General features: G+C 72.8%; 22 protein-coding genes. 3 read left to right on the forward strand and 19 right to left on the reverse strand.

Annotated elements, in window-relative coordinates:
- Positions 1-176: 176 nt before the first annotated feature.
- From GA0070560_RS20560 to GA0070560_RS20575, 4 genes are all read right to left on the reverse strand, one after another.
- Complete coding sequence (locus tag GA0070560_RS20560) at positions 177-1,439, reverse strand: cyanophycinase (RefSeq protein ID WP_091300386.1); 1,263 nt, start codon at positions 1,437-1,439, stop codon at positions 177-179.
- 211 nt (positions 1,440-1,650) lie between these two features.
- Positions 1,651-1,887: a ferredoxin gene (locus GA0070560_RS20565; RefSeq protein WP_091300517.1), complete on the reverse strand. Its 237-nt coding sequence runs from the start codon at positions 1,885-1,887 to the stop codon at positions 1,651-1,653.
- Complete coding sequence (locus GA0070560_RS20570) at positions 1,884-3,092, reverse strand: cytochrome P450 (protein WP_091300390.1); 1,209 nt, start codon at positions 3,090-3,092, stop codon at positions 1,884-1,886. Before GA0070560_RS20570 ends, GA0070560_RS20565 begins: the two co-directional genes overlap by 4 nt.
- Positions 3,093-3,271: 179 nt before the next feature.
- The gene (locus GA0070560_RS20575) at positions 3,272-3,454 is read right to left on the reverse strand and encodes an antitoxin (protein WP_091300393.1); all 183 of its coding nucleotides are present in this window, start codon (positions 3,452-3,454) and stop codon (positions 3,272-3,274) included.
- Between the two features lie 183 nt (positions 3,455-3,637).
- Here GA0070560_RS20575 and GA0070560_RS20580 point away from each other — a divergent pair, with 183 nt between their 5' ends.
- On the forward strand, positions 3,638-4,780 hold the full coding sequence (locus tag GA0070560_RS20580; RefSeq protein WP_245675624.1) for an AI-2E family transporter: 1,143 nt from the start codon (positions 3,638-3,640) through the stop codon (positions 4,778-4,780).
- Between the two features lie 232 nt (positions 4,781-5,012).
- On the opposite strand, the gene GA0070560_RS20585 is transcribed toward GA0070560_RS20580, so the two are convergent.
- Positions 5,013-5,669, reverse strand: coding sequence for a dienelactone hydrolase family protein (locus tag GA0070560_RS20585; protein ID WP_091300529.1), 657 nt, complete (start codon positions 5,667-5,669; stop codon positions 5,013-5,015).
- Positions 5,670-6,085: 416 nt separating this feature from the next.
- On the opposite strand from GA0070560_RS20585, the gene GA0070560_RS20590 reads away from it, so the two are divergent.
- Entirely contained in the window at positions 6,086-6,265 is a 180-nt protein-coding gene (locus tag GA0070560_RS20590) for a hypothetical protein (RefSeq protein WP_091300398.1), read from the forward strand.
- A gap of 103 nt (positions 6,266-6,368) precedes the next feature.
- On the opposite strand, the gene GA0070560_RS20595 is transcribed toward GA0070560_RS20590, so the two are convergent.
- From GA0070560_RS20595 to GA0070560_RS20635, 9 genes are all read right to left on the reverse strand, one after another.
- Complete coding sequence (locus GA0070560_RS20595; protein ID WP_091300402.1) at positions 6,369-8,741, reverse strand: glycoside hydrolase family 65 protein; 2,373 nt, start codon at positions 8,739-8,741, stop codon at positions 6,369-6,371.
- Positions 8,738-9,487 carry a beta-phosphoglucomutase family hydrolase gene (locus GA0070560_RS20600; protein WP_091300405.1) on the reverse strand — a complete coding sequence of 250 codons (750 nt, stop codon included), beginning with the start codon at positions 9,485-9,487 and terminating at the stop codon, positions 8,738-8,740. Before GA0070560_RS20600 ends, GA0070560_RS20595 begins: the two co-directional genes overlap by 4 nt.
- A gap of 60 nt (positions 9,488-9,547) precedes the next feature.
- Positions 9,548-10,015: a DUF4442 domain-containing protein gene (locus GA0070560_RS20605; RefSeq protein ID WP_091300409.1), complete on the reverse strand. Its 468-nt coding sequence runs from the start codon at positions 10,013-10,015 to the stop codon at positions 9,548-9,550.
- Positions 10,016-10,242: 227 nt separating this feature from the next.
- Positions 10,243-11,553: an ABC transporter ATP-binding protein gene (locus tag GA0070560_RS20610; protein WP_091300411.1), complete on the reverse strand. Its 1,311-nt coding sequence runs from the start codon at positions 11,551-11,553 to the stop codon at positions 10,243-10,245.
- 158 nt (positions 11,554-11,711) lie between these two features.
- The gene (locus tag GA0070560_RS20615; protein WP_091300415.1) at positions 11,712-13,886 is read right to left on the reverse strand and encodes a bifunctional glycosyltransferase/CDP-glycerol:glycerophosphate glycerophosphotransferase; all 2,175 of its coding nucleotides are present in this window, start codon (positions 13,884-13,886) and stop codon (positions 11,712-11,714) included.
- A 15-nt stretch (positions 13,887-13,901) separates the two neighbouring features.
- Positions 13,902-15,863: a DUF5941 domain-containing protein gene (locus tag GA0070560_RS20620; protein WP_091300419.1), complete on the reverse strand. Its 1,962-nt coding sequence runs from the start codon at positions 15,861-15,863 to the stop codon at positions 13,902-13,904.
- Positions 15,860-16,603: an ABC transporter ATP-binding protein gene (locus tag GA0070560_RS20625; RefSeq protein ID WP_091300533.1), complete on the reverse strand. Its 744-nt coding sequence runs from the start codon at positions 16,601-16,603 to the stop codon at positions 15,860-15,862. Before GA0070560_RS20625 ends, GA0070560_RS20620 begins: the two co-directional genes overlap by 4 nt.
- A 2-nt stretch (positions 16,604-16,605) precedes the next feature.
- Positions 16,606-17,433, reverse strand: a complete 828-nt coding sequence (locus GA0070560_RS20630) for an ABC transporter permease (RefSeq protein ID WP_091300422.1) — start codon at positions 17,431-17,433, stop codon at positions 16,606-16,608.
- Positions 17,434-17,491: 58 nt separating this feature from the next.
- Entirely contained in the window at positions 17,492-18,859 is a 1,368-nt protein-coding gene (locus GA0070560_RS20635; protein ID WP_091300425.1) for an L-serine ammonia-lyase, read from the reverse strand.
- 850 nt (positions 18,860-19,709) lie between these two features.
- Here GA0070560_RS20635 and GA0070560_RS20645 point away from each other — a divergent pair.
- Complete coding sequence (locus GA0070560_RS20645; RefSeq protein ID WP_091300429.1) at positions 19,710-19,916, forward strand: PspC domain-containing protein; 207 nt, start codon at positions 19,710-19,712, stop codon at positions 19,914-19,916.
- 156 nt (positions 19,917-20,072) lie between these two features.
- Here the strand turns inward: GA0070560_RS20645 and GA0070560_RS20650 are convergent, their stop codons facing one another.
- The 5 genes from GA0070560_RS20650 to GA0070560_RS20670 all read right to left on the reverse strand — a co-directional run bounded on the left by GA0070560_RS20650 (position 20,073) and on the right by GA0070560_RS20670 (position 24,152).
- Positions 20,073-20,837, reverse strand: coding sequence for a DUF4230 domain-containing protein (locus tag GA0070560_RS20650; RefSeq protein WP_091300432.1), 765 nt, complete (start codon positions 20,835-20,837; stop codon positions 20,073-20,075).
- A gap of 99 nt (positions 20,838-20,936) precedes the next feature.
- The gene (locus tag GA0070560_RS20655) at positions 20,937-22,097 is read right to left on the reverse strand and encodes an acyl-CoA dehydrogenase family protein (protein ID WP_091300536.1); all 1,161 of its coding nucleotides are present in this window, start codon (positions 22,095-22,097) and stop codon (positions 20,937-20,939) included.
- Between the two features lie 33 nt (positions 22,098-22,130).
- Positions 22,131-22,436, reverse strand: coding sequence for a type II toxin-antitoxin system VapB family antitoxin (locus tag GA0070560_RS20660; RefSeq protein WP_046566293.1), 306 nt, complete (start codon positions 22,434-22,436; stop codon positions 22,131-22,133).
- 178 nt (positions 22,437-22,614) lie between these two features.
- Positions 22,615-23,217 (reverse strand): nitroreductase family protein, encoded by a 603-nt coding sequence (locus GA0070560_RS20665; RefSeq protein WP_091300435.1) that lies wholly within the window; start codon positions 23,215-23,217, stop codon positions 22,615-22,617.
- Positions 23,218-23,222: 5 nt separating this feature from the next.
- Positions 23,223-24,152: an aldose 1-epimerase family protein gene (locus tag GA0070560_RS20670; protein WP_091300439.1), complete on the reverse strand. Its 930-nt coding sequence runs from the start codon at positions 24,150-24,152 to the stop codon at positions 23,223-23,225.
- Positions 24,153-24,213 lie beyond the last annotated feature (61 nt).

Raw genomic sequence — 24,213 nt, forward strand, 5'->3', positions numbered from 1 at the left:
GGGGCCACGGATCGATGAAACAGAAGTTACATCTATTAAGTTCTCTGCTCAAGACGTAATTTCTGTTACAGCCAGGTGACGGCCGGCGGTGGCGCGGCGCGCAGACGACCCGATGCCGCCACGCCGGTGGTCGCCGTGTGCCGTCGACACACGGCGACCACCGGACGGTCAGGGCGTCAGCCGGCGGGGCGGATCCCGATCACCGCGTCGACGAAGGAGGTCGCCTCCCCGGACCGGTACCCCGCGAAGCGCGGGCCACGGGTCACCTCGCCCGCGAACTGCGGGTCCTTCTCGTAGGAGGTGCCGGAGGTCGAGGTGCAGCCCGCCTGGTCGACCAGCCCTTCGGCGAGCCCGACCAGGGCGTAGTCGTAGAAGACGTCGTCCGACGGCGGCACCGTGCACTCGCCCGACGCCGGCGACACCTTCTCCTTGCCTGGCGCGATCACCGGCTGCCAGCGCTCGGCCCGGTAGCGGTCACCCTCGGTCAGCCGGGTCCACCGCACACCCTCGACGCCCCAGACGCCGTCCGTGCTGGTCACCGACGCGCGACGCAGGTCGAGCACGCTCACCCCGCGCTGGCCGAGCACCCGCAACGACCGGTGCCGGCCACCGACCCCGGTCACCTCCAGCGCGGTGTTCTCGTCCAGCCCGAACACCCGGTCGTGCCCGGTGTCGGCGGCCAGCCGGATCGAGCGCGCCTCCCGTCCCCGGCGGGAGAAGTGGGTGTCCAGCAGGCCCTCGGTGAAGAAGCCGAAGCCACCCTTCGGCAGGTACCCGAGCACACCCGGGTCGTCGAAGTAGCCGGGCTTCGCCCCGTCCCGCAGCCCCGGCTCCGTCGAGCCGCCGGTGATCATGTCGCGGCCGGCCATGATCTGGGCGCCCGCGCTGGTGCCGGCGACCACCGCGCCGCCGCGCAACTTACGACGCACGGCCGCCAGGGCGGCCGAGTCCCGCTGCGCCTCGCCCCGGGTCATCGTGGTGACGTAGCGGTACTGGTCGCCGCCGCCGAAGAAGAAGCCGGTCATCGAGTCGATCTGCCGGACCACGGCCGGGTCGTCCGCAGCCGCCGGACGGTCCAGGTCGATCGGGATCCACTGCGCGTCGACCGCGCCGTACTTCTCGAACAGGGCGGCGTAGTAGTCGCCGTTGCAGACGCTGTTGTTGCAGTCCGGGGTGCCGGCGTCGGGGTCCTCCGACGGCACCGGGGCGGCGGCGGTGAAGATGCCGATCCGGGCCCTGCCGGGGCCGCCGGCCAGCCGGACGATGTCGCCGTAGATGGTCGCGTTGTCGTCGGCGAGAGCACCGCCGACGAGCACCAGGCTGCCGCCGGTGCGGTGGTGGGACGGGGCCGCCGAGGCCGGGACGGCGACCGCCGGCACGCTCAGCACGAGTGCCGCGCCCGCGCCGACCCCGAGGGTCAACAGGCGGTTCAAGGGCATGACTGCTCCTCACTGGAGACCGTGAGGGCGGGCCGAGCAGAAGCGTACGGCAGGGCGACGGTCGCGACAACGGTGCGCACGGCCCGTCCGCTGGACCCCTCCGGCCTCGATGCAGGAGCTGCGCGAGAAGCGGCGGCACTGACCGACCCGGGTACGCACGGCCACGCCCCGGCTCCACCCGGGACGTGGCCGTGCGCCGTCCGGTGCCGGGTCACGGCTCCGGCGCGATCCGGCCGCCCCCCACGTCGGACACGATGATGGCCTCCATCGGGCAGGACTCGGCGGCGTCCAGCACCTCGTCCGCCGGGTCGATCAGTTCCTTCAGCGGCCGGGAGAGCCCGTCCACCAGCACGAAGTGACCGGGAGCGGCGCCCGCGCAGATCCCCGACCCGATGCACCGGGTCGAGTCCACGAACACCCGCCAGCCGCCCGGCTCCTCCCCGCTCACCACTGCACCGGCATGGCGGTCAGGCCCCGGACCAGCAGGCCACTCTTCCAGGTCAGCTCCGACACGGGCACCGCGAGGCGCAGCCCCGGGATACGGCGCAGCAGCGTCTCGAGCACCACCTGGAGCTCCATCCGGGCGAGCTGGGCACCGACGCAGTGGTGCACGCCGTGCCCGAAGCCGAGGTGCGGGTTGTCCTCCCGGGCCAGGTCCAGCCGGTCGGGGTCGGCGAAGACCTGCTCGTCCCGGTTTGCCGAGTGCAGCGAGACGACCACCGGCTCACCCGCCCGGACCAGCACCCCGCCCAGCTCGACGTCCTCGGTGGCGTACCGGGGGAAGGCGGCGGTCGCGCCGAGCGGGATGAAGCGCATCAACTCCTCCACCGCCTTCGGGACCAGGGTCGGGTCGTTACCCAGCCGCTCCCAGCCGCCCTCCTCGGTCAGCAGGACGTACACCATGTTGGGAATCTGGGTGACGGTGGTCTCGTGGCCGGCGGCGAGCAGTCCGGCGGCGAGCCGGATCACCTCGTCCTCGGTGAGCCGGTCGGCATTCTCGTCCCGCGCCCGGACCATCGCGCCGATCAGGTCGTCGGTGGGTGTCTCCCGCCGCTGCGCGATCAGCCCCGCCATGTAGCCCAGCAGCTGGTCGATGTAGCTCTCGGCGGTCTCCGGGCTCAGCGAGGTGGTCGAGACGATCGCCTCCGACCAGGTGTGGAAGCGGCCCTGGTCGGCGACGGGCACGCCGAGCAGGTCGCAGATCACCCGGATCGGCAGCGGGGTGGCAAGGTGGGCGACCAGGTCGGCGGGTGGCCCGGCGGCAAGCATCCCGTCGACCAGCTCGTCGGCGACCGCCGTGGTACGCGGACGCAGCTCCTCCACCCGCCGGGCGGTGAACGCCTTCGCCACCAGCCGGCGCAACCGGGTGTGCTCCGGCGGGTCCATCGCGAGGATGCCCTCGTCGGCCTGGCGTGGGGTGTTGCGGGGCTGGTCGCGGCCGATGGAGGCGGACCGGCTGAACCGCCGGTCCGCCAGCACCGTGCGGACGTCGGCGTACCGGGTGGCGAGCCATGCCGGCTCGCCGAAGGGCATCCGGATCCGGGTCAACGGCTCGTCGCGGCGCAGCAGGGCGTACCGGGGGTCGACGTCGAGCCGATGGGGATCGCTGAACGGGTAGCGCTTCGGGATCGTGGCCTGGGAAGTGTCGGTCACCGGGGTGGCTCCCTCTCGTCGGCGGCCCGCCGCGCCGGGCAGACCGGTCCGCTGTCACACGACTCGACAGCGAGTCATGTCCCGACTGCGGATAGTAGCGAGAGTGGTCGATACGCACCAGACCCGGACACACCGCTGCCGGGCCACCTCACGGGTGACCCGGCAGCGGACGTACGAGGTCAGCGCCCCTGGTCGCCCTCACCGGTACGCGCCTGCGCCATGTCGACGCCCTTGTCGATCTGCTCGTCGTACTTGCCACCGGTACGGCGGTCGGCGTAGTCGCCGCCCTTGTCCAGGCCCTGGTCGACCTGCTTGTCGTGCTTGTCGGCGAAGTCCTTGGCCTTGTCCATGAAGTCACTCACGGGCGTCCTCCTCATCTCGTCACCTGCCTGCCTTCCCTCGGGTCGGTGGCGCAAACACCGACGGCCGACGCGTCCGGCCGTCGCCGGGAGGGCCGCAGTTCACCCGGATTCGCCCACGGAACGCGACGGGTGTCGCAACGGCCATCGTCGGGTATCGACCCGGCGACACCAAGGAGGACCGACGTGGTCGAGAACGGTGACGGGCGTACGCCCGAGGTGAGTGCGGCGGGTGCCCGGCCGGAGCCGCGACAGGCGTGGGGGGCGCTGCCCTGGCTGGTCCGCAGCGCCGTGGTGTGGAGCGCCTGCCTGGTGGTCGTGGTGGTGGGGCTCTACCTGCTGGGCAAGGTGGCGGTGCTGCTCGCGCCGCTGGCCATCGCCCTGGCGGTGACGCTCTTCCTGACCGCGCTGCTCGACCCGGTCCGGTCGGGGCTGCGCCGGCTGCGGGTGCCGGCGGCACTGGCCGCGCTACTCACCCTCCTGCTGCTGCTCGGCATCCTGGTCGGCGTCGGCGTGCTGGCGTGGAACCTGACCGCCGCGCAGTTCGGCGAGCTGAGCGAGGAACTCGGCGAGGGCCTGCAACGCAGCCGCGACTTCGTCACCACCACCCTGCCGATCAGCGACACGCAACTGGACAGGCTCATCCAGCAGGTGCGCGCCGGTTTCGGCGGCAGCTTCGACCCGGTCGGCGGGGCACGGACGGCCGCCGAGGTGGCCGGCTCCACGCTGCTCGCCCTGGTGCTGCTGTTCTTCCTGCTCAAGGACGGCCGCACGATGTGGCGCTGGGTGCTGCGCCGGCTGACCGGTCCGAACCGCGAGGTGACCGCCGAGGCGGGCCGGGCGGGCTGGCACACGCTCGGCGCGTACAGCCGGGGCACGATGATCATCGCGGCGATCGACGCGATCGGGATCGGACTGGCCCTGGTGGTGCTCCGGGTGCCGCTGGCGCTGCCGCTGGCCCTGATCACGTTCCTCGGTGGCTTCGTGCCGATCATCGGGGCGACGGTGGCCGGCACGGTCGCCGTACTGGTGGCGCTGGCCGCGAAGGGTCCGGCCACGGCACTGCTGGTGCTGGCCGCGGTGATCGCCGTACAGCAGATCGAGGGCAACCTGCTGGAACCGCTGGTCATGAAGCGGCAGGTCCAACTGCACCCCGCCGTGATCCTGGTGGTGGTCACCGCCGGCACGCTGATCGCCGGAATCGCCGGCGCCTTCGTCTCGGTGCCGATCGCCGCGGTCACCTACCGGGTGGTCGACACCGTCCAACGCCACCGGGACCGCAAGGCCACCGAACCCACCACCGAACCTCCACCCGCCGCCCCCGCCTGACCCGCCTGACCCGCAAGCGAATCCTGCTCCGGCCTGCTCCGGCCTGAGCAGGCCGGGCTGGCCGAGGCAGACCAGCCGGAGATCGCGCTGGATCCTGGTTGTAGTGGCCTCGGCCAAGGTCGACACCACTACAACCAGGATTTAGCACGATCTTGCTGCGGACAGCGCGGGAGACGCGCACAGCTCGCACAGCGCGCACAGCGCGCACAGCGCGGACAGCGGGCGGACGGTGTCAGGCGGGGACGGCACGGTGACTGGCGAACCAGTCGCCTGCCGCGTCGGCGACCTGTTCCAGGGTGCCGGGCTCCTCGAAGAGGTGGGTGGCGCCGGGCACGATCCGCAGCTCGTGCGGGGCCGTCAGCGCGGCGGCGGCCTGCTCGTTCAGGGCGATCACCTGCTCGTCGAGGCCACCGACCAACATCAGCGTCGGCGCGCGTACCGCCGACAGCGCCGAGCCGGCCAGGTCCGGACGCCCGCCCCGGGAGACCACCGCCGCCACCCGGTCGGGACGGGACGCCGCCGCGACCAGGGCCGCCGCCGCGCCGGTGCTCGCCCCGAAGAGCCCCACCGGGAGCCGCCCCAGCGACGGTTCGGCACCGAGCCAGTCGACGATCCCGGCGAGCCGGTCGGCGAGCATGCCGATGTCGAACCGCAGCTCGGCGGTCACCGCGTCGACCTCGTCCTCCTCGGCGGTGAGCAGGTCCACCAGGACGGTGGCCGACCCGCGGCGCTGGAGCGTCCGGGCCACCGCCACGTTGCGCGGGCTGTGCCGGGAGCTGCCGCTGCCGTGGGCGAAGAGCACCACCCCGGTGGCGTCGTCCGGCCCGTCGATGTCGGCCGGCAGGCCGGCCGCGCCGACCGGGATGCTCACCTGCCCGCGTGTAGCCATGCCGCGCCCTCCGATCCCGTCGCTGTCCGCCACCCGGTCGGGGTGACGGCCCGCAGTGGTTACCCGCCGCAGCGGCGCGTTATCCCCTGCCCGGACACCGGCGACCGGGCCGGTGTCACCCCGACCGGGTGGCGCTCGACCGGGCCGGTGTGACCCCGACCGGGAAGGCGCGCCCGGCGGACCTCAAGCCCCGCCCGGCGTCGACGACCAGATCCGGCAGGACTACGCCTGAAGCTCCACCTCCTCCGTCCACGCGTGCGGACCGGGCGCGGGCCGAGGAGTTCCGGGTGCGGCGGCTCGGCCTCGCGGGTCACCTGAAGTCGTGAGCGGCGTCGTTTGCGTCCGGCGCGATCGGGAAGGCCCGGGGTGACCTCAGCACCGGCGCAGCCGCGCCCCGACGGATCGCGAGGATCGCCATGGCCGAGCGGAAGTCCCGCCAGCAGACCCGTACCGCCGAGCAGGAACGTCACGAGCAGGATGCCGAGCGCAACCGTGACTGGGCGGACGAGGCGGCCGAGGCCCGTACGGCCGACGACCCGCGCGCGATGACCCCGCGCGACGCCGCCGGCCGCCCCTCGAACGGCCGCCAGTTCTGACCCACCCGGCCCACTCACTCAAGAGTTGATCATGAGGTTGGCGGCAGTCGGAGAGATCGACACCGCCGCCAACTTCATGATCAACGGCGGGGGCGGAGCAGGATCAGGTGCGGGTTTCCGGGAGGTGCATGAGGGGGGCTCGGCCGACGGGCTGCTCGGGTGTCGGGCCGGGTGGATCCGGGGTGGGGACCGGGAGGGTGACCGGGAGGGCGGAGGTCACCCGGACCAGTTCGCCGTGGTGACGCAGCTCGACCGCCGTGTCCGGACCGCCGTTGCGCACCGAGTACGTGGTCTGGTGCGGGCGGACGTCCACCTTCAGCCTGATCGACCGCCACTGCAGTGAGAACTCCAGCCGACCCAGGCGGCTCGGCAGCCGGGGCGAGAAGGACAGCGTTCCGTCGTGGTCGCGCAGCCCGCCGAACCCGGCTATCAGCGCGATCCACGCCCCGGCCAGCGAGGCCATGTGCACGCCGTCCCGGGTGTTCTCGTTCAGGTCGTGCAGGTCCATCAGCGCGGCCTCGCGCAGGTAGCGGTGGGCCAGCTCGGGATGACCGACCTCGGCGGCCACCACCGCCTGGGTACAGGCCGACAACGACGAGTCCCGGACGGTACGCCGCTCGTAGTAGAGGAAGTTGCGCAGCTTCTCGACGTCGGTGAAGGCGTCCCCCCGCCAGTGCATGGCGAGCACCAGGTCCGACTGCTTGACCACCTGCTTGCGGTACAGGTCGAAGTACGGGTAGTGCAGCAGCAGCGGGTACTTCTCCGGCGGAGTGTGCCCGAAGTCCCACTCCTGCAACCGGGTGAAGCCCTCCACCTGCTCGTGGACGCCCAGGCCCTCGTCGTACGGCAGATGCATGGCGTTCGCCGCGTCACGCCACTCGGCCGCCTCCTCCTCGGTCACCCCGAGGTCGATCGCCTCGTCCCGGAAACGCATCGCGCACTCGGCGGCGGTGAGCAGGTTCCGCTGCGCCATCAGGTTCGTGTAGATGTTGTCGTCCTTGACCGCGGTGTACTCGTCCGGACCGGTCACCCCGTCGATGTGGAACCGGCCGTGCCGATCGTGGTGGCCGAGTGACCGCCACAGCCGGGCCGTCTCCACCAGCAGTTCCAACCCGATCTCCCGCTCCAGCTGCTCGTCGCCGGTGATCAGCACGTAGCGGCGCAGCGCGTCGGCGATGCCGGCGGCGACGTGGAAGGCGGCGGTCCCCGCCGGCCAGTACGCCGACGACTCCGGACCTTCGATGGTGCGCCACGGGAAGGCTGCGCCCTTCAGGTTCAACGTCCGGGCCCGCTCGTGGGCCTGCGCCAGGGTGGCGTGCCGCCAGTGCAGGGCGTCCCGGACGGCGGACGGCTGGGTGTAGGTGAGCACCGGCAGCACGAACATCTCGGTGTCCCAGAAGGCGTGCCCGTCGTACCCGGGCCCGGTCAGGCCCTTGGCCGCGATGGGTCGCCGCTCGGCCCGGGCGCCGGCCTGGAGCACGTGGAACAGCCCGAAGCGCACTGCCTGCTGCACCTCCGGGTCACCCTCGACGCGCACGTCGGCGGCGTCCCAGAACTCGTCGAGGTACTGCCGCTGCTCGCGGCGCAGCCTCTCCCATCCGTCCAGCCGGGCCGCGGCGAGCGCCGCGCCGACCTGGTCGCGCAGCGCCGGCAGCGACCGCCGGCTCGACCAGCCGTACGTGAGGTACTTGACCACCCGCAGCTTCTCGCCGGGCTGGAGCACGCAGCCGATGGTGGTGCGTACCCAGTCCTCGTACCCCTCGGACTCGATGGTGGTCTTTCCCGGGGCGTGCACGTCGTGGCCCATCGTCGCGGCCACCCGCAGCCCGCTGACCTTGGTGCGGTGGATGAGCAGCCCGCCGTCGTCGGTGGTCAGCTCCTCCTCGGCCTGCAACGGGGACTCCAGCACGGCCGCCACCCGGGGGTCCCGGCTCTGCGCCGGCAGGGTCTCGTTGGCGACCAGCTCGGACTGCAGGATCAGCCGCAGCGGCCCGTCCACCGCTTCGACCTCGTAGTTGACGGCGGCGACCGCCCGCTGGGTGAAGGAGACCAGCCGGGTGCTGCGCACCTTGACCTGACGCCCGGCCGGAGAGCGCCAGTGCAGCTCGCGGTGCAGGGTGCCGGCGCGCAGGTCGAGGATGCGCTCGTGGGCGAGCAGTTCGCCGTACCGGACGTCGAGCGGCTCGTCGTCGACCAGCAGCCGGATCAGCTTGCCGTTGGTGACGTTGACGACGGTCTGCCCCGACTCGGGGAAACCGAAGCCGGCCTCGGCGTACGGCAGCGGGCGCAGCTCGTAGAAGGAGTTGAGGTAGGTGCCGGGCAGGCCGTGCGGTTCGCCCTCGTCGAGGTTGCCGCGCAGGCCGACGTGCCCGTTGGAGAGCGCGAAGACCGATTCGGACTGGGCCAGCACGTCCATGTCGAGCCGGGTCTCACGTACGTGCCACGGCTCGACCGGATAGGCGCGCTCGCGGATCATGCCACCGCCCCCTTCAGCAGGTCGGCGAGGTCGGTGACCACGACGTCGGCGCCGTGGGCGCGCAGCTCGTCGGCCTGGCCGACCCGGTCGACACCGACCACGTACCCGAAGCCGCCGGCCCGGCCGGCGGCCACCCCGGCGAGGGCGTCCTCGAAGACGGCGGCGGCGGCCGGTTCGACGCCGAGCAGCGTCGCGCCGGCCAGGAAGGTGTCCGGGTGCGGCTTGCCGCGCAGCCCTTCGGCGCGGGCGACCAGGCCGTCGACCCGCGCCTCCAGCAGCGGCTCCAGGCCGGCCGAGGCCACCACGTCCCGGCAGTTGGCACTGGCCGAGACGACCGCGCGGCGCAGCCCGGCGGCGACCGCCGCCCGCAGGTACGTCACCGAGCCGGGGTAGACGTCGACTCCGTCGTGGTGGATGCGGTCCAGCAGGACGACGTTCTTCCGGTTGCCGATGCCGTGGACGGTGTCGGCGTCCGGTGGGTCGTCGGGGCCCCCCTCGGGCAGCACGATGCCGCGTGAGGCGAGGAAGGTGCGGACGCCGTCGGCGCGGGGTCGGCCGTCGACGTACCGGTTGTAGTCCGGGCCGGGGTCGAACGGGCGGAACGGCTCGCCGGTGGCCGCCGCCCGACGCGCCAGGAAGGCGTCGAAGGTCTGTTTCCAGGCGGCGTTGTGCACCTTGGCGGTCTGCGTCAGCACACCGTCCAGATCGAAGAGGCAGGCGGTCACGTGAGCGGGTAGACCCAGCACACTGAGGAATCTATCCAGCGGATCGTCCGGACAAACCGCTTTCGGGGCGTGGCGTCGGGGTCAGCGGTGCGGACGCAGCGTCCAGAGCACGGTCATCGCCGAGGTCGGGGTGCCGTCCTCGGTGCCGATCTCGATCTCGACGCCGAACTCGGGGCGCCGCCCGGCGTCCAGTTCGGCGATCACCTCGGCGGGCGTACGCCCCAGCCGGGCGGTGGCCAGCACCGGCCCCATCGCCACCTTCCGGTACCCGATCTCCGCCCGGACGGCCAGCGGCACCGCCCGGTCGAGCAGGTGGCCGAAGGCGGCCATCACCACCGCCCCGGAGGCCGTCTCGCCGAGGGTGAACATCGCCCCGGCGTGCGGACCGCCGACATGGTTGTGGGTGGCCGGCGAGTCGGGCAGCCGGACGACAGCCCGGACGCCGCCCTCGGCTTCCGGCGCGACCTCGACGACCTCCAGGTCGAGCGTACGGGCGAAGGGCACGGCTTCCAGCAGCGCGGACGCCACCTGGCGTGAGTCGATGGACATGCACCGACGTTACTAGCAGGTAACTTTCCGGGCAAGGCCGGCTCGGCGAGCAGCGGAGGATCGCCCTGCATGTCGGCGGCGTGGCGGTGTCCAGGCCCGACCGATACCGCCACATCGCCGCAACGGAGTCGATCACGACCGGCACGGCCCGTCGGAGGTCGAGCACGACCGGCACGGCCCGTCGGAGGTCGAGCACGACCGGCACGGCCCGTCGGAGTCGAGCCCGGTCAGCGCCAGCCGACGTCGATCCGGTCGCCGCGCTCGTCGAAGAAGTGCAGGGCGTCCATCCGTACCGCGACCGACATCGGGTGGCCCGCGGAGATCGCCGGGTACGGAGCGAGCCGCACGGCCAGCTCGGCGGGGCGGCGGTGGTGCCGGCCCGGGTCGTTGAGCACGCTGGTCCGGTTGCCGCCCGGGGCGGGCGCGGCGGCGGCCGGCGCGGGGTCGACGGCCCGGCCGGCGAGCCGCTGCATGACCTGCCCGAAGCGCCGTAGGCCGCGCTGGCCGGACGGGCCGTCCTCGGCCGGTGCGCCCATCTCGTCCACCACGATCGCGGTGGCGCCGATGTCGAGGAAGGCCAGCGACTCGTGCCCGTGGTGCTCCAGGTACCGGACCCGGCCCTGGAGCACGTCGCCAGGGGTGTCCGGAGCGACCGGGGTGAGCGCCTCGGCCCGCATGCCGACCACGATCCGCTCGCCGTGGTAGTGCGCCACAGCGCGGCTGCGGATGTCGTCCCAGGGCAGGTAGAGCGCCTGGTCGCCGAGGGTCAGCGTGATGTACCGGTCGAGGTGGACGTAGACCGACGCCTCCAGCAGGTTCATCCGGGGGCTGCCCAGGAAGGCCGCGACGTAGAGGGTGGCCGGCCGGCCGTACACCTGGGTGGGCGTGCCCACGTCCTGGAGCACGCCCTTGCGCATGATGGCGACCCGGTCGGCCATGGTCAGCGCCTCGGCCTGGTCGTGCGTGACGTAGATGGTGGTGACGCCCAGCTCACGGGTGAGCCCGGAGATCTCCGCGCGCAGCTCGGCGCGCAGGCCGCTGTCGAGGTTGGAGAGCGGCTCGTCCATCAGGAACAGGCCCGGCCTGCGTACTATCGCCCGCCCCATCGCGACCCGCTGACGCTGGCCGCCGGAGAGCTGGCTCGGTTTGCGGCCGAGCACGTCGCCGATGCCGAGCGCGCTGGCCACGTCCTGGATCCGCTCCCCGCGCGGAAGCGGTTCGACGCCGGACAGCCGAAGCGGGAACCCGATGTTGTCCCCCACGGTCATGTGCGGGTAGAGCGCGAAGTCCTGGAAGACCATGGCGATCTTCCGCTCCCGGGGCGGCAGGTCGTTGGCCACCTCGCCGTCGAGCATCACCGCGCCGGACGTCGGATCCTCCAGACCCGCGACCATCCGCAGCACCGTGGACTTCCCGCAGCCGGACGGCCCGAGCAGCACCATGAACTCGCCGTCGTTGACGTCGAGATTGACGCTGTCGACCGCGAGTGTCCCGTCCTGGAACACCTTGGTCACATCCTTGAGCGCGACGGTGGTCACCGTCTCCTCCCCCAGCTCGGCCGAACCCCGCTTGACTGTCGCCAGGATCGCCGGTCCAGCACATCGGGTAAACGTGCCGTGTTCAGGTTATGACAGGACTATTAACCGCCCGGTAGTGAGAATGGCATGACAGCGCGTCACACCAGGTCACACCCAGGTCACGCGGGCTCGTCCAGGAAGATCCGCCGGACCACCCGCTCCGCCGCGTGACCGTCGTCGAGCGCGCAGAACCGGTCCCGGAACCGCCGCCGCGCCCGCTCCGCCTCCCCCGCCGTCTCCGCGCCGGAGCGGAACACCTCCAACAGGTCGTCGAAGGTGAGCGCCACCGCCCCCGGCGGCTCGGCGGTCACGTCGAGGTAGACGCCCCGGGCCAGCGCGTACGCGTCCCGGTCCGGGGCGTACACGACGATCGGCCGGTCCAGGACCGCGTAGTCGAACATCGCCGACGAGTAGTCGGTGACCAGCACGTCGGCGGCCAGGTACAGGTCCTCCACGCTCCGATGGTCGCTGACGTCCACCGCCCGTCCCCCGGTACGCCGCCGGGCCCGGCCCTGCCGGTCCTGGAAGTAGTGACTGCGGATCAACAGCCGACCGGCCGGTCCCAGCACGTCGAGCAGCCGCCGCGGGTCGAACGGCGGACGGTAGCGCGGCAGGTGTTCCCGGTGGGTCGGCGCGTAGAGCACCACCCGCTCGCCGGGGGCGACACCGAGCCGGTCCCGGACCTCGCGCACCTCCTCGGCGGTGGCGGTGACCAGCCGGTCGTTGCGCGGGTACCCGACCTCCAAGGTGGTGTACGACGCCGGGTAGGCCCGGTCCCACATCTGGGTGGAGAAGCTGTTCGAGGTGACGCTGAAGTCCCAGCGGTCCACCCGGCGCAGCAGCCCGGCGAAGTCCATCCCGACCGCGCCCAGCGGGTACCGCTGCTGGTCCAGCCCCATCACCTTGACCGGCGTGCCGTGGTGGGTCTGCACGAACACCGAGCCGGGCCGCTTACGGACGAAGTCGGGGAAGTTGACGTTGTTGACCAGCCACCGCGCCCGGGCCAGCGCCCGGTAGTAGGCGCGGGTGCCGGCGACGACGTACTCGGTGCCCTGCGGCAGGGTGTCCACCCGGTCCCGCCGGACGATCCACACCCCACGGACCTGCGGCGCGAGCCGCCGGGCGGCGGCGTGCACCGCGGCCGGGTTGCAGGCGTAGCCGCGGTACCAGTAGGCGGCGTAGACGGCCAGCGTCGGGTCGATCGGCCGACGCAGCTCGGCCCGGTAGTACTCGCGCAGCGCCACGTCCCGGGCCGACCGCGCGACCCGCCGGGCCACCGGCAGGGCCCGCCGGGCCGCGCCACGGGCGGTCACCCTGGCCTGGTTGGCACCGCGCAGCGCGCTGAACGTGCGCCAGCGTCCCGCCGCGACCAGCCGGTGCTTGAGCCCCTCCACGCCGTCCGGCACCGCAGCGCCGCCGGGTGGCAGGAAGCGCCGGTAATCGGCGGTGACCTGGGCGAAGAAGGCCGGCCGCAGCTCAGGGGCGATCCGCTCGCCGTTGCCGAGCACCGCCAGGTGGTGCCAGACCATCCGCTCGAAGACCGCCGGCCGCAGCGCGGCCAGGTCCGGACGGGCGTCGAGGAACCGGAACACCCGGTGCCACTGCTCGAAGACCTCGAAGTGCCGGTCCCCCCGGGTCCGGGTGATCGCGCCGGCCCGCCGCTGCCGGTAGTTGACGCAGACCCGGTCGAGCACGCCGATCCGCTCGGCGGCCAGCAGCACCGGGTAGCTGAACGAGACGTCCTCGTACCAGCCGGGGGCGAAGCGGAGCCCGAGGTCGGTCAGGTATTCCCGACGGACCAGCCGGTTCCAGGCGGTGTGCAGCAGGTGCAGGGCCTCCGGCCGGTCGGCCAGCCGGAAGGTCGCCTCGCCGGGCGGCTCCGGGAACACCTCCGCCATCGCGCTGCGGGTCGCGGTGTCGGTCCAGTGCACCCGGACGTGGTCGACGACGAGGACGTCCGGACGGGTGGCGCGGAGCCGGTCGGCCACCTCCGGCAGGCAGTCGGGGGCGAGCCAGTCGTCGCCGTCGAGGAACCAGACGTACTCCCCGACGGCCCGGTCCAGGCCGATGTTGCGGGCCGGACCGAGACCGACGTTCTCGGTGAGCCGGACCGCCCGGACCCGGGGGTCACGGGCGGCGTAGGAGTCGAGGATGTCGCCGACGGCGTCGGGCGAGGCGTCGTCGACGCCGATCACCTCGATGTCGCCGAACGGCTGCCCGAGCAGCGAGTCCAGGCATTCGCGCAGGTAGCCCTGCACCCGGTGGGCCGGGACGACGAAGCTGATCAGGGTCATCCCGGCCGCCCTCCGTCAGCCCGGCGAGCCGCCTCCGACCGGCACGGCCGTCGCCCGCGCGGCGCGGGCCGGCAGGACGACCCAGGTCAGGACGACACTCGCCACGAAAACCACGAGAAGGTACGCACCGAGTGTAGCCAGACTCATGCCCGCAAAACCGGCAATCGCCGTGAGCGCCAGCAGCACCGAACGCCCCTCCCAGCCCAGCGTCCAGCCATGCAGCGGCGGCGCGGCCTGCCGCTTCTCCAGCCGGGCGGTCAGGTCGTAGTGGTGCAGGGTGAGCACGAAGACGTACCCGAAGACCAGCCAGGCGGGCGCCCCGCCGACCACCCCGACGGTGATCGCGAAGAGGTACTCGCCGGCCCGCAACGCCGCCGGTACCAGCCAGTCCAGCGGCCCGTTGTGCGCCGCACCGGCCCCCAGCCCGCCGGCCAGCAGCACCAGCAGCGCCACCGGCAGCCACCAGCGCAGCCCGCCCGCGTCCCCGCCGTCCGCCCCGACCAGCGCCACCAGCAGCAGCACCGCCGGCCCGAACGCCCCGAACACCGCCAGCGTCAGCGGCCCCACCGGCCGCAGGACCGGCAGCCGGGCCGCGAGCGGACCGTCGTCGCGGTGCAGGGTGGCGTCGACGGTGTCCAGCACCGGCACCCACATCCAGCGGGCCCGCAGGGTACGCAGCGCCCCCGTGTACGCGAACGCCAGCGTTCCCCAGACCAGCACCGCGATCAGGCTGACCGTCGGGTTGAACAGCGCCGCCGTCAGCGCGATCAGCGCCCACCGCTCGCCGATCGGGAAGACCACCGTCCGCTTCAGCCAGTACGACACCGAGCCGGTGTCCGCCTGCACCTTCGTCGAGGCGGCGTTCAGCATCCCGCCGATGCCGCTGCCCGCGCCCGCCGCCAGGCGGGGACGCCGGGCCGCCTCGTCGTGCAGCACCCCGTACCAGGCGTCGGTCATGTGCCGGACGGTCTGCAGGGTCATCGCGGCGATCGCCAGGGCCCAGCCGTACCGGAAACCGGCAGCGGTGGCCCCGAAGCCGAGACCGGCGTAGACCACATACTCCTTGGCCCGGTCGGCCATCGTGTCCAGCCAGCCGCCCCAGGCGCTGAAGTGCCGGGTGTAGCGGGCCAACTGGCCGTCCACGCAGTCCAGCACGAACCCCAGGTAGAGCAGGACACCGCCGGCCACCAGGGCGGGCCGGCCACCGACGGCGAAGAGCACCGCCGCCGCGGCGGCGAAGAGCACCGAGACCATGGTGACCGCGGTCGGGCCGAGCCCGATCCGGGCACACGCCTTCGTCACGTACGGCGACCAGGTGCTGACGAAGTAGGTGGTGAAGAAGTCGTCCCGCTCCTTGACCGAGAGCCGCAGCTCGGTCCGGTCCTCGTCCACCCCCGACAGCGCCGCCTCGGCGGCGCGCAACCCGGTGGCGTCGCCGACCCGGTGCGCCACGAGCAGGCGTACCCGGTGGGCGAAGGTCAGCGTGCCCAGCGCGGTGAGGGCGGCGAAGAGCCGGTCCACCGCCGGCCCGGCCGCCGGCTGCGTGGCGGCGGCCCGGGCGGCGGCCGCGAGCGCCGGCAGGTCGCCCGCGCCGACCCGCAGCGCGCCGCCGAACACGCCGGTGGCGTCGGCGAGCTCCGGCCCGGCGTCGACCACCTGGCCGCGCTCCTCGCGCACCGCGACACGACCGTCGGCCGGCGGTTCGGTCAGCACCAAGGCCACCGTCGGCCCGACCGGGCTGGTCCGCAGATGCTTGAGTACGGCGGTGTGCGCGACCAGGTCCGCCCCGCTCACCACCACCGGGCCGGTGACGGCGTCCAGCAGGGCGGCCAGCTCACCCAGGTCCGCGACGGTACGGACGGCGTCCGCCCCGGCCCGGCGCCACTGGTCGGCGAGCCGGGCGTCGAGGCGCTCCCCGGTCGAGGTGGGCAGGCCCGCGGCCGGCGCACCGGCGGCGAGCACGATCGCGAGCGTCACCGCGGGACCGCGGCGTGGTACGCGTCGAGCGCCTCGGCGACCGTGCCGTCCACGGTCAGCCGCCCGCCGTCGAGGTAGAGCCCTCGACGGCAGAACCGGGTCAGGTCCTTCTCGTTGTGTGACACCAGCACCAAGGTGCGCCCCTCCGCGAGCAGTCGGTCGATCGTCGAATAGCACTTCCTGCGGAACTCCGCGTCGCCCACCGCGGTCACCTCGTCCATCAGCAGGATCGGGTGCGGCAGGTGCGAGATGATCGCGAAGCCCAGCCGGACCTTCATCCCGGACGAGTAGTGCCGGACCGAGGTGTCGATGGCCCGCTCCACCTGCTCGCCGGCGAACGACACGATGTCGTCGAAGTGCCGCTTCAGGTACGCCGACGACAGCCCGTGCAGCCCGCCGACCAGGTAGAGGTTCTCCCGCCCGGTGAGGTCGTTGGAGAAACCGGCGGAGAGCTCCAGCAGCGGCGCGACGTCACCGGAGACCCGGATCCGCCCCTCGTCGGGGATGAGCACCCCGGCGATCAGCCGCAGCAGGGTGCTCTTGCCGGTGCCGTTGCGCCCGATCACCCCGAGCGTGTCGCCCGGCTCGACGGTGAAGGAGACGTCGCGCAGCGGCCAGAACTGCCCGGCCGCCGCGCCGCGCCCGCCCCGGTGGATGAACAGCTCACGAAGCCGCAACTGCCGGCGGCGGTTGCGGACGAACCGGATGCCGAGGCCCTCCGCCTCGATGATGGGGGCCACCGTCACAGCTCCTTGAGCACGGCCGGTTCGAGCCGGCGGAACGCCCACCACCCGGCGACCAGCGCCAGCAGGCTGCCGGTGACGGTGGTGGCCAGCAGCCGGGCGTCGGGGAACTCGTCCGGGTACCAGATGGCGTGCTGGAGCTGGAAGATCCCGACCAGCGGGTTCAGCTCGTACGCCACCTTCACCCAGCCCGGCAGGCCGGACTCCCGGACCAGGCTCAACGGGTAGATGATCGGCGTGGCGTAGAAGAGCACCCGGATGATCAGCCGCATGAAGCGCTCGACGTCACGCATCAGCACGTTGACCGCCGACAGCAGCAGCGACAGGCCGACCAGCAGGGTCGCCTGCACCAGCACCGCCAGCGGCAGCGCGAGCAGCGACCAGCCGGGATCGATCCGCCCGTGGGCGAAGTAGACGGCGGCGACCGCGACCAGGATCGGCAGACCGGCGACGTACTCGGCGAAGCGGCCGGTGACCCGACCGATCGGGAAGACCTGCCGGGGCACGTTCATCGTGGTGATCAGGCGGGACTGCCCGGTCAGCGCGTTGGTCGCCTCGCTCAGCGCCGAACTCGTCCACATCCAGGCGAAGATGCCGGTGATCAGGAACAGCGGGTACGACTCCGCCGCCTGCCCCAGGTGCCGGCTGGTGTCGCCGGAGTAGAGCACGCCGAAGACGAAGAAGTAGATCGCGCCCATGCCGAGCGGCTCGATCAGCGACCAGAAGTAGCCGAGCACCGACTGCTGGTACTTCACCGCCAGGTCACGCTTGACCAGGATGCGCAGGGAGTTGCGGTGCGACCACAAGGCCGCGACGCCAGCGGTCACCGTCGCCTCCCGCCTCACCGACGGACGACAGGTTAGCAGTCGGTGAACGAACGCCCGCTCAGCACTCGATCACGTTGACGGCCAGGCCGCCGCGTGCCGTCTCCTTGTACTTGACCTTCATGTCGGCGCCCGTCTCCCGCATGGTCTTGATGACCTTGTCGAGCGAGACGGCGTGCACCCCGTCCCCGCGCAGCGCCAGCCGGGCGGCCGTGATCGCCTTGATGCTAGCCACCGCGTTCCGCTCGATGCACGGGATCTGCACCAGCCCCCCGACCGGGTCGCAGGTCAACCCCAGGTTGTGCTCCATGCCGATCTCGGCGGCGTTCTCCACCTGTGCCGGGGTGCCGCCGAGCGCCTCGGCCAGCCCGGCGGCGGCCATCGAACAGGCCGACCCGACCTCGCCCTGGCAGCCCACCTCCGCCCCGGAGATCGAGGCGTTCTCCTTGAACAGCACCCCGATCGCCCCGGCGGCCAGCAGGAACCGGACCACCCCCTGCTCGGAGGCGTCCGGCACGAAGCGGGTGTAGTAGTGCAGCACCGCCGGGATGATCCCGGCCGCACCGTTGGTGGGGGCGGTGACCACCCGCCCGCCGGCCGCGTTCTCCTCGTTGACCGCGAGGGCGAACAGCGTCACCCAGTCCATCGCACGCAGCGGGTCGGCCTCGTTCTCCGCCTCCAGGCTGCGGCGCAGTTCCGCCGCCCGGCGGCGGACCTTCAGCCCGCCCGGCAGCACGCCGTCCCGCGCGCAGCCCGCCGCGACACACTCCCGCATCACCCGCCAGATATCCAGCAGGCCGGCCCGGACATCCGCCCCGCTGCGCCAGGACAGCTCGTTGGCGAGCATCACCTCGCTGATCGACAGCCCGGTGGCGGCGGTGACCTCCAGCAGTTCCGCGCCGGTGTAGAACGGGTACCGGACCCGGGTGGTGTCCGGTTTGATCCGGTCCGCCCCGGCGGCCTCCTCGTCCACCACGAAACCGCCGCCCACCGAGTAGTACGTCCGGGCGCGGACCTCCGCGCCGGTGCGGTCGTACCCGGCGAAGGTCATCCCGTTCGGGTGGAACGGCAGCGAGCGGCGGCGGTGCAGCACCAGGTCGCGGTCCGGGTCGAAGTCGATCTCCTGGGCGCCGAGCAGGCTCAGCCGCCGACGCTCGCGGATCGCGGCGACCCGTGGGCCGACGCTGTCGGTGTCGACCGTCTCCGGGGCCTCGCCCTCCAGCCCGAGCAGCACGGCACGATCACTGCCGTGGCCGTGCCCGGTCGCGCCGAGCGACCCGAACAGCTCCGCCCGGACCTGCGTCACGTCGGCGAGCAGACCTTCGGCCTTCAGCCCGGCGACGAACGTGCGGGCGGCCCGCATCGGGCCGACGGTGTGTGAGCTGGACGGCCCGATGCCGACGCTGAAGAGGTCGAAGACACTGATCATGGCTGCACTTCCTCGCCGTCGTCCCCCGGTGGTGCGGGGTCCGGTCCGGGTGGGGGACCGTCCCGGTCGGGGCGGTCGTCGGGCGCCGTCCGGGTTGTCGACGGCGTCGACCGGCGAGCCTACCCGCCCAGCTCACCGCCCACCGCCGGTGGCTTTCCCCCGCACATTCCGGCAAACCCAGGGCCTCATCCCCCTCCCACCGCCCCCCGCACCCCGCGCCCCGCGCCACGCGCCCCGCGCCACGCACCCCGCGCCACGCGCCACGCACCCCGCGCCACGCACCTCGCGCCACGCACCTCGCGCCACGCACCTCGCGCCACGCGCCACGCGCCCCACGCCCCACGCCCCACGCCACGCGCCCCACGCCCCACGCCACGCGCCCCACGCCCCACGCCCCACGCCCCACGCCACGCGCCACGCGCCACGCGCCACGCGCCACGCGCCACGCGCCACGCGCCACGCGCCCCGCGCCAAGATCGCGCTCGATCACGGAAGTAGGGGCCTCCCCGTCGCGCGGATACCACTACTTCCCGCATCGAGCGCGATCTTGGGGAGCGAGGTACGCCGCGATCTTGGGAAGCGAGGTACGGCGTGGGCGCGGGGCTGTCGCCGGGCGGACCGGGGGCACAGGGTGGCGTAGGTGGTGAGGACGAATCCGCCGGGGCGATTCCGGTAACGGTGAGCACGGACGGGTGAGCGCGGGCGTGCGGAGGCGTCGGCCGAGGCCGACTCGGGTAACCACCTACGGGTACGGGGCCACCAGGTCCCTCTCGGGACGGAGGGCACGGTGGCCGTCGCTTCCTACCGTGGATCGTAGAGCGGCGGATCGCCGCAGAGTGGGAGTACGACGATGAGTCGCAAACTGGTCCGGCCCCGCGAGGGGCGCATGCTCGCCGGTGTCTGCGTGGGTCTGGCCCACCGTTTCAACACCTCGCCGAACCTGATCCGGCTGCTTTTTCTGCTGTCGCTGCTGCTGCCCGGCACCCAGGTGATCGTCTACCTGGTCCTGTGGATCCTGATGCCGAACGAGGACCGGTACGCCACCACCCGCTACTGACGACATCGTCGGCGTGACCGCCGCTCGCAGGGCCACCCCCGACCGGCCACCCCCGACCGGCCACCCGCAGGGCGGCCACGCGCAGGGCGGCCACGGCCGGCACGACGACGCGGGCGGGGGCGGGCGCGTGACAGCGCCCGCCCCCGCCGTCGTCCGTCAGGGCGTGGTGTACGTGATCGTCACCTTCTCGTAGCCGAGGGAGCGCAGCAGCCCCTCCAGCATCTTGCGGGTGTTCTCCTCGGCGCGCTGGTGCAGCCCGCTGTCCCGGGCCGCCGTGGTGATCCTCTCCTCGGCGAGCCGGTAGACCTGCTGCTGCCGGTTGGGGTCACCCTTGACCAGGTCGCCGACCCGGTTGAGCAGGCCGCGCTCCTCGGCGAAGACGTAGCTGGACTCCAGGTCGAGGTTGGTCTTGCCGAGCTGCGGCGCGGGCAGCTTGATCTCGACGGACTTGCCGTCCGCCGACTCCACCACCGCCCCCTCGGCGATCGTCGAGAAGTCCACGTACGCCTCGACGCTGCCCGCCCCGACGAAGAGGGTGCGCTGGTTGAGCAGCCAGTCGGGCACGTTGTTCCGGTCGTTCTGCAGGTCGACGACGACCTGGAAGTTGCCCTCGGCGGCGACGTAGCGGCTGAGGTCCTGGATCGACTTGAGCAGTGACGGCTGGCTGCGGTCGGTCTGCTCCTCGGCGAAGGGGTTACGGAAGTCGGGGAAGATGCCGGTGGTCTGGGCGCCGAGCAGCACCACCACCGCCAGCGCCGCCGCACCGAGCACCCAGAGCAGGCCCTTCACCGGCCCGCCGGCGGACCCGCGCCCGCCGGCCGGCGGCTCGGTCGGGCCGTCCGACCGGGCCGGAAGTGTGTCGGCGGTCGGGTAGCCGGGGAACTCCCTCGTGGGCTCGTTGATGTCACCGTCGCGGGCCATCGCCCTCACCGTCCTCGTCAGACACGTCGTCTTCCGACGACGGTACGTGCCTGGTGCGACACCCGCTCGGCGAGCGGCCCGAACGGGTGAACCCGTAGGTCAGGCGAAGGCGGAGAGGCCGGTGAGCTGCTGGCCGATGACCAGTTGGTGGATCTCGGAGGTGCCCTCGTAGGTCAGCACGCTCTCCAGGTTGTTGGCGTGCCGCATCACCGGGTACTCGCCCGAGACGCCGTTCGCGCCGAGGATGGTGCGGCACTGCCGGGCGATGTCCAGCGCCTCCCGGACGTTGTTGAGCTTGCCGACGCTGACCTGCGCGGGGCGCAGCTTCCCGGCGTCGGCGAGCCGGCCCAGGTGCAGCGCGAGCAGCAGCCCCTTGTTCCACTCGACGGCCATGTCGGCGAGCTTGGCCTGGGTGAGCTGGAAGCCGGCGAGGGGGCGGCCGAACTGGGTGCGGGTGGTGGCGTAGTCCAGGGCGGTCTCCAGGCAGTCGCGGGCCGCGCCGAGCGCGCCCCAGACGATGCCGTGCCGGGCCTCGGTCAGGCAGCTCAGCGGCGCCTTCAGCCCGACCGCCTCGGGCAGTCGGGCGTCCGCCGGGAGCCGGACGCCGTCGAGGACGATCTCGCCGGTGAGGGAGGCGCGCAGCGACATCTTGAGCCGAATCTCGCGCGCCGTCACCCCCGGCGTGTCCATGGGTACGGCGAACCCGCGAACTCCCTCATCGGTGCGCGCCCAGATCACCGCGACGTCGGCGATCGGCGCGTTGGTGATCCACATCTTGGCGCCGTCGAGGATCCAGTCGTCGCCGTCGCGCCGGGCACGGGTGGCCATCGAGGCCGGGTCGGAGCCGTGGTCCGGCTCGGTCAGCCCGAAGGAGCCGATCGCCTCGCCGGCCGCCATCGCGGGCAGCCAGCGCTGCTTCTGCTCCTCGCTGCCGTAACGCCAGATGGCGTACATGGCGAGCGAGCCCTGCACCGAGACCAGCGAGCGGACGCCGGAGTCGCCGGCCTCCAGCTCCAGGCAGGCCAGCCCGTACGCGACGGCCGAGGCGCCGGCGCAGCCGTACCCGGTCAGGTGCATGCCGAGCAGGCCGAGCTTGCCGAACTCGCGGGCCAGCTCGCGGGCGGGCACCTGGCCCTGCTCGTACCAGCCGGCGACGTGCGGGCGTACCCGGTCGTCGACGAGCCGGCGCACGACGGCGCGGATCTGGCGCTCCTCCTCGCTCAGCGAGGCGTCGACGTCGAGCAGGTCGAGAGGGCTCATGAAGGCCACCCTAACGAGTCTTCAGGCCGGTGGTCACTCGCCCTGACCGCTGAGCACCAGCACCCGGGCGTGGATCTGGTTGCGCTGCTGCAACGCGGCGCGCAGCGCGCGGTGCAGGCCGTCCTCCAGGTAGAGCCCGCCGTTCCACTGCACCACGTGCGGGAACAGGTCGCCGTAGAAGGTCGAGTCCTCGGCGAGGAGCTTGTCCAGCGCCAGTTCGCGCTTGGTGGTGATGAGCTGGTCCAGCCGCAGCGGGCGCGGCGGGATCTCCGCCCACTGCTTGAGCGTGAGGTTGTGCTCCGGGTAGGGACGCCCGTCCCGGACCGCTCTGAAGATCACGGCACGCTCCCCTCCCCGTGGCCGGGCCGACCGACGGCGCGGAGCCGGGTCACGCCGTGGCGCCGCACGCGCGGCACTGATGTCCGTGCCAGCCTAACCGCCGCCGCCACACCGCGTTTTACTCCCTCATGTCGCTTTCGCTACCGTCGATACCCGCCCGGGACCACCCGAATCCCACTCAACTCCACCGGCCGCGCCGGACCACCTCATCCACCGGCCTGCGCCCCCGGCGCAGCGACGGTGACCGGTGGTCGGGGGCGCGGTAACCCACGGTCAAAGCACCGATCGGTTGGTACTCCTCGGGCACCCCGAACGCCTCCCGGTAGGCGTCCAACCGGTGCGGCGGGATGCCGAAGAAGCACGCGCCCAACCCCTCGTCGACGGCGGTGAGCAGCATCAGCAGCGCGGCGAAGCCGGTGTCCACGTACCAGTACGGCACCGGCCAGCGCTCGGCCGAACGGTCCGCCCAGCCCTTGTCCGGCTCGGCGTAGCGCTCCAGGTACGCCGAGCGGTTCGCATGCGGCACCACGATCAGCGGGGCCCGGCGCATCCCGGCCAGCCAGCGTTCCCGCCCGCCGCCGGCCGGGGTGGCCGCCGTCCAGAACCGTTCCCGGTCCTGCGGGGTCTCCAGCACCAGGAAGCCCCAGCCCTGCGCGAATCCGGCCGAGGGCGCCCGGACGGCGTGGTCGAGCAGTCGGTCCACCACGTCGGGCGGGACCGGACGGTCCGGGTCGTAGTTGCGCACCATCCGACGGCGTCGTACGACCTCGGCGAACTCCATGCCGCTCAGACCCCCGGCCGGACGCCCCAGGCGCCCCGCCAGGTCGCGCCCGGCTTCAGCGTGATCACGTCCCTGCCGGAGCGGAACGCGTCCGCCGGGCAGGTCATCGGCTCCACCGCCACCGAGCGGCGCTGCCGCTGCCCGGTCAGGGTGTCCCCGGTGAAGACCTGCCACCAGCCGAACTCGCGGTCCGCCCAGACGTGCACTGCGCTGGCGCCGTCTCCGGCGGCCAGGGTCACCGCCGAACCGCCGTCGTCGTCGCGGACGACATCGCCGAAGGCCACGTCGAGCACCGCGTCGCCGATCGGGCGGGGCGCGGTGAAGTCGTACTCGGTGCCGACGACCGGGGTCGCCCCGACCGGCAGCAGCCGACTGTCCAGCAGCACCCGGGTACGCCCCGGCACGCGCAGCGAGATCTGGTCCACCGGCACGTCGGGCAGCCGCAGGTACGGGTGCACGGAGAAGCCGAACGGCGCCGGCTCGTCGCCGAGGTTGGTCGCCTCGTGCTCGGCCCGCAGCCCGTCCGCGCCCACGCTGAACCGGCTACGCAGCCGCAGCGGCCACGGGTAGCCGGGGCGCGGCGGGAGGTCGTAGCCGACGGTGACCGCGTCCGCCGCCTCCTCGATGAGGTGCCAGGAGACCCAGTTGACCAGGCCGTGCATGGCGTTGTTCCGGGCCGGCTCGGAGAGGTCGAGTTGCAGGGACCGCTCGCCGAACGTGTACGCCCCGTCCCGGATCCGGTTCGGCCACGGCGCGAGCACCTGGCCGGCCGAGCCGGGGCAGATCTCCTCCGCCTCGTACCCGTCGAGGTAGTCCACGCCGTCGTGCCGGTACGACCGCAGCCCACCGCCCACCTCGACGATGACCGCCTCGTGGCCGTCGGCGGCAATGGTCCACTGTGTACCCGAGGGCAGGCGCGACACGGCGTTCTCCATGCCGGCGACCTTAGCCGCCCCGGTCGGCCCGCGCCGGACCCGCCGCCCGCGGTCCCGGTCC

Source organism: Micromonospora halophytica (assembly GCF_900090245.1).
Lineage (GTDB): Bacteria > Actinomycetota > Actinomycetes > Mycobacteriales > Micromonosporaceae > Micromonospora > Micromonospora halophytica.

Coding starts and splice junctions, on each gene's coding strand:
- GA0070560_RS20615 (WP_091300415.1), bottom strand. CDS start 13,886: ATGACCCTGATCAGCTTCGTCGTCCCGGCCCACCGGGTGCAGGGCTAC.
- GA0070560_RS20665 (WP_091300435.1), bottom strand. CDS start 23,217: ATGGAGTTCGCCGAGGTCGTACGACGCCGTCGGATGGTGCGCAACTAC.
- GA0070560_RS20645 (WP_091300429.1), top strand. CDS start 19,710: ATGAGTCGCAAACTGGTCCGGCCCCGCGAGGGGCGCATGCTCGCCGGT.
- GA0070560_RS20605 (WP_091300409.1), bottom strand. CDS start 10,015: ATGTCCATCGACTCACGCCAGGTGGCGTCCGCGCTGCTGGAAGCCGTG.
- GA0070560_RS20655 (WP_091300536.1), bottom strand. CDS start 22,097: ATGAGCCCTCTCGACCTGCTCGACGTCGACGCCTCGCTGAGCGAGGAG.
- GA0070560_RS20635 (WP_091300425.1), bottom strand. CDS start 18,859: ATGATCAGTGTCTTCGACCTCTTCAGCGTCGGCATCGGGCCGTCCAGC.
- GA0070560_RS20590 (WP_091300398.1), top strand. CDS start 6,086: ATGGCCGAGCGGAAGTCCCGCCAGCAGACCCGTACCGCCGAGCAGGAA.
- GA0070560_RS20650 (WP_091300432.1), bottom strand. CDS start 20,837: ATGGCCCGCGACGGTGACATCAACGAGCCCACGAGGGAGTTCCCCGGC.
- GA0070560_RS20560 (WP_091300386.1), bottom strand. CDS start 1,439: ATGCCCTTGAACCGCCTGTTGACCCTCGGGGTCGGCGCGGGCGCGGCA.
- GA0070560_RS20595 (WP_091300402.1), bottom strand. CDS start 8,741: ATGATCCGCGAGCGCGCCTATCCGGTCGAGCCGTGGCACGTACGTGAG.
- GA0070560_RS20670 (WP_091300439.1), bottom strand. CDS start 24,152: ATGGAGAACGCCGTGTCGCGCCTGCCCTCGGGTACACAGTGGACCATT.
- GA0070560_RS20585 (WP_091300529.1), bottom strand. CDS start 5,669: ATGGCTACACGCGGGCAGGTGAGCATCCCGGTCGGCGCGGCCGGCCTG.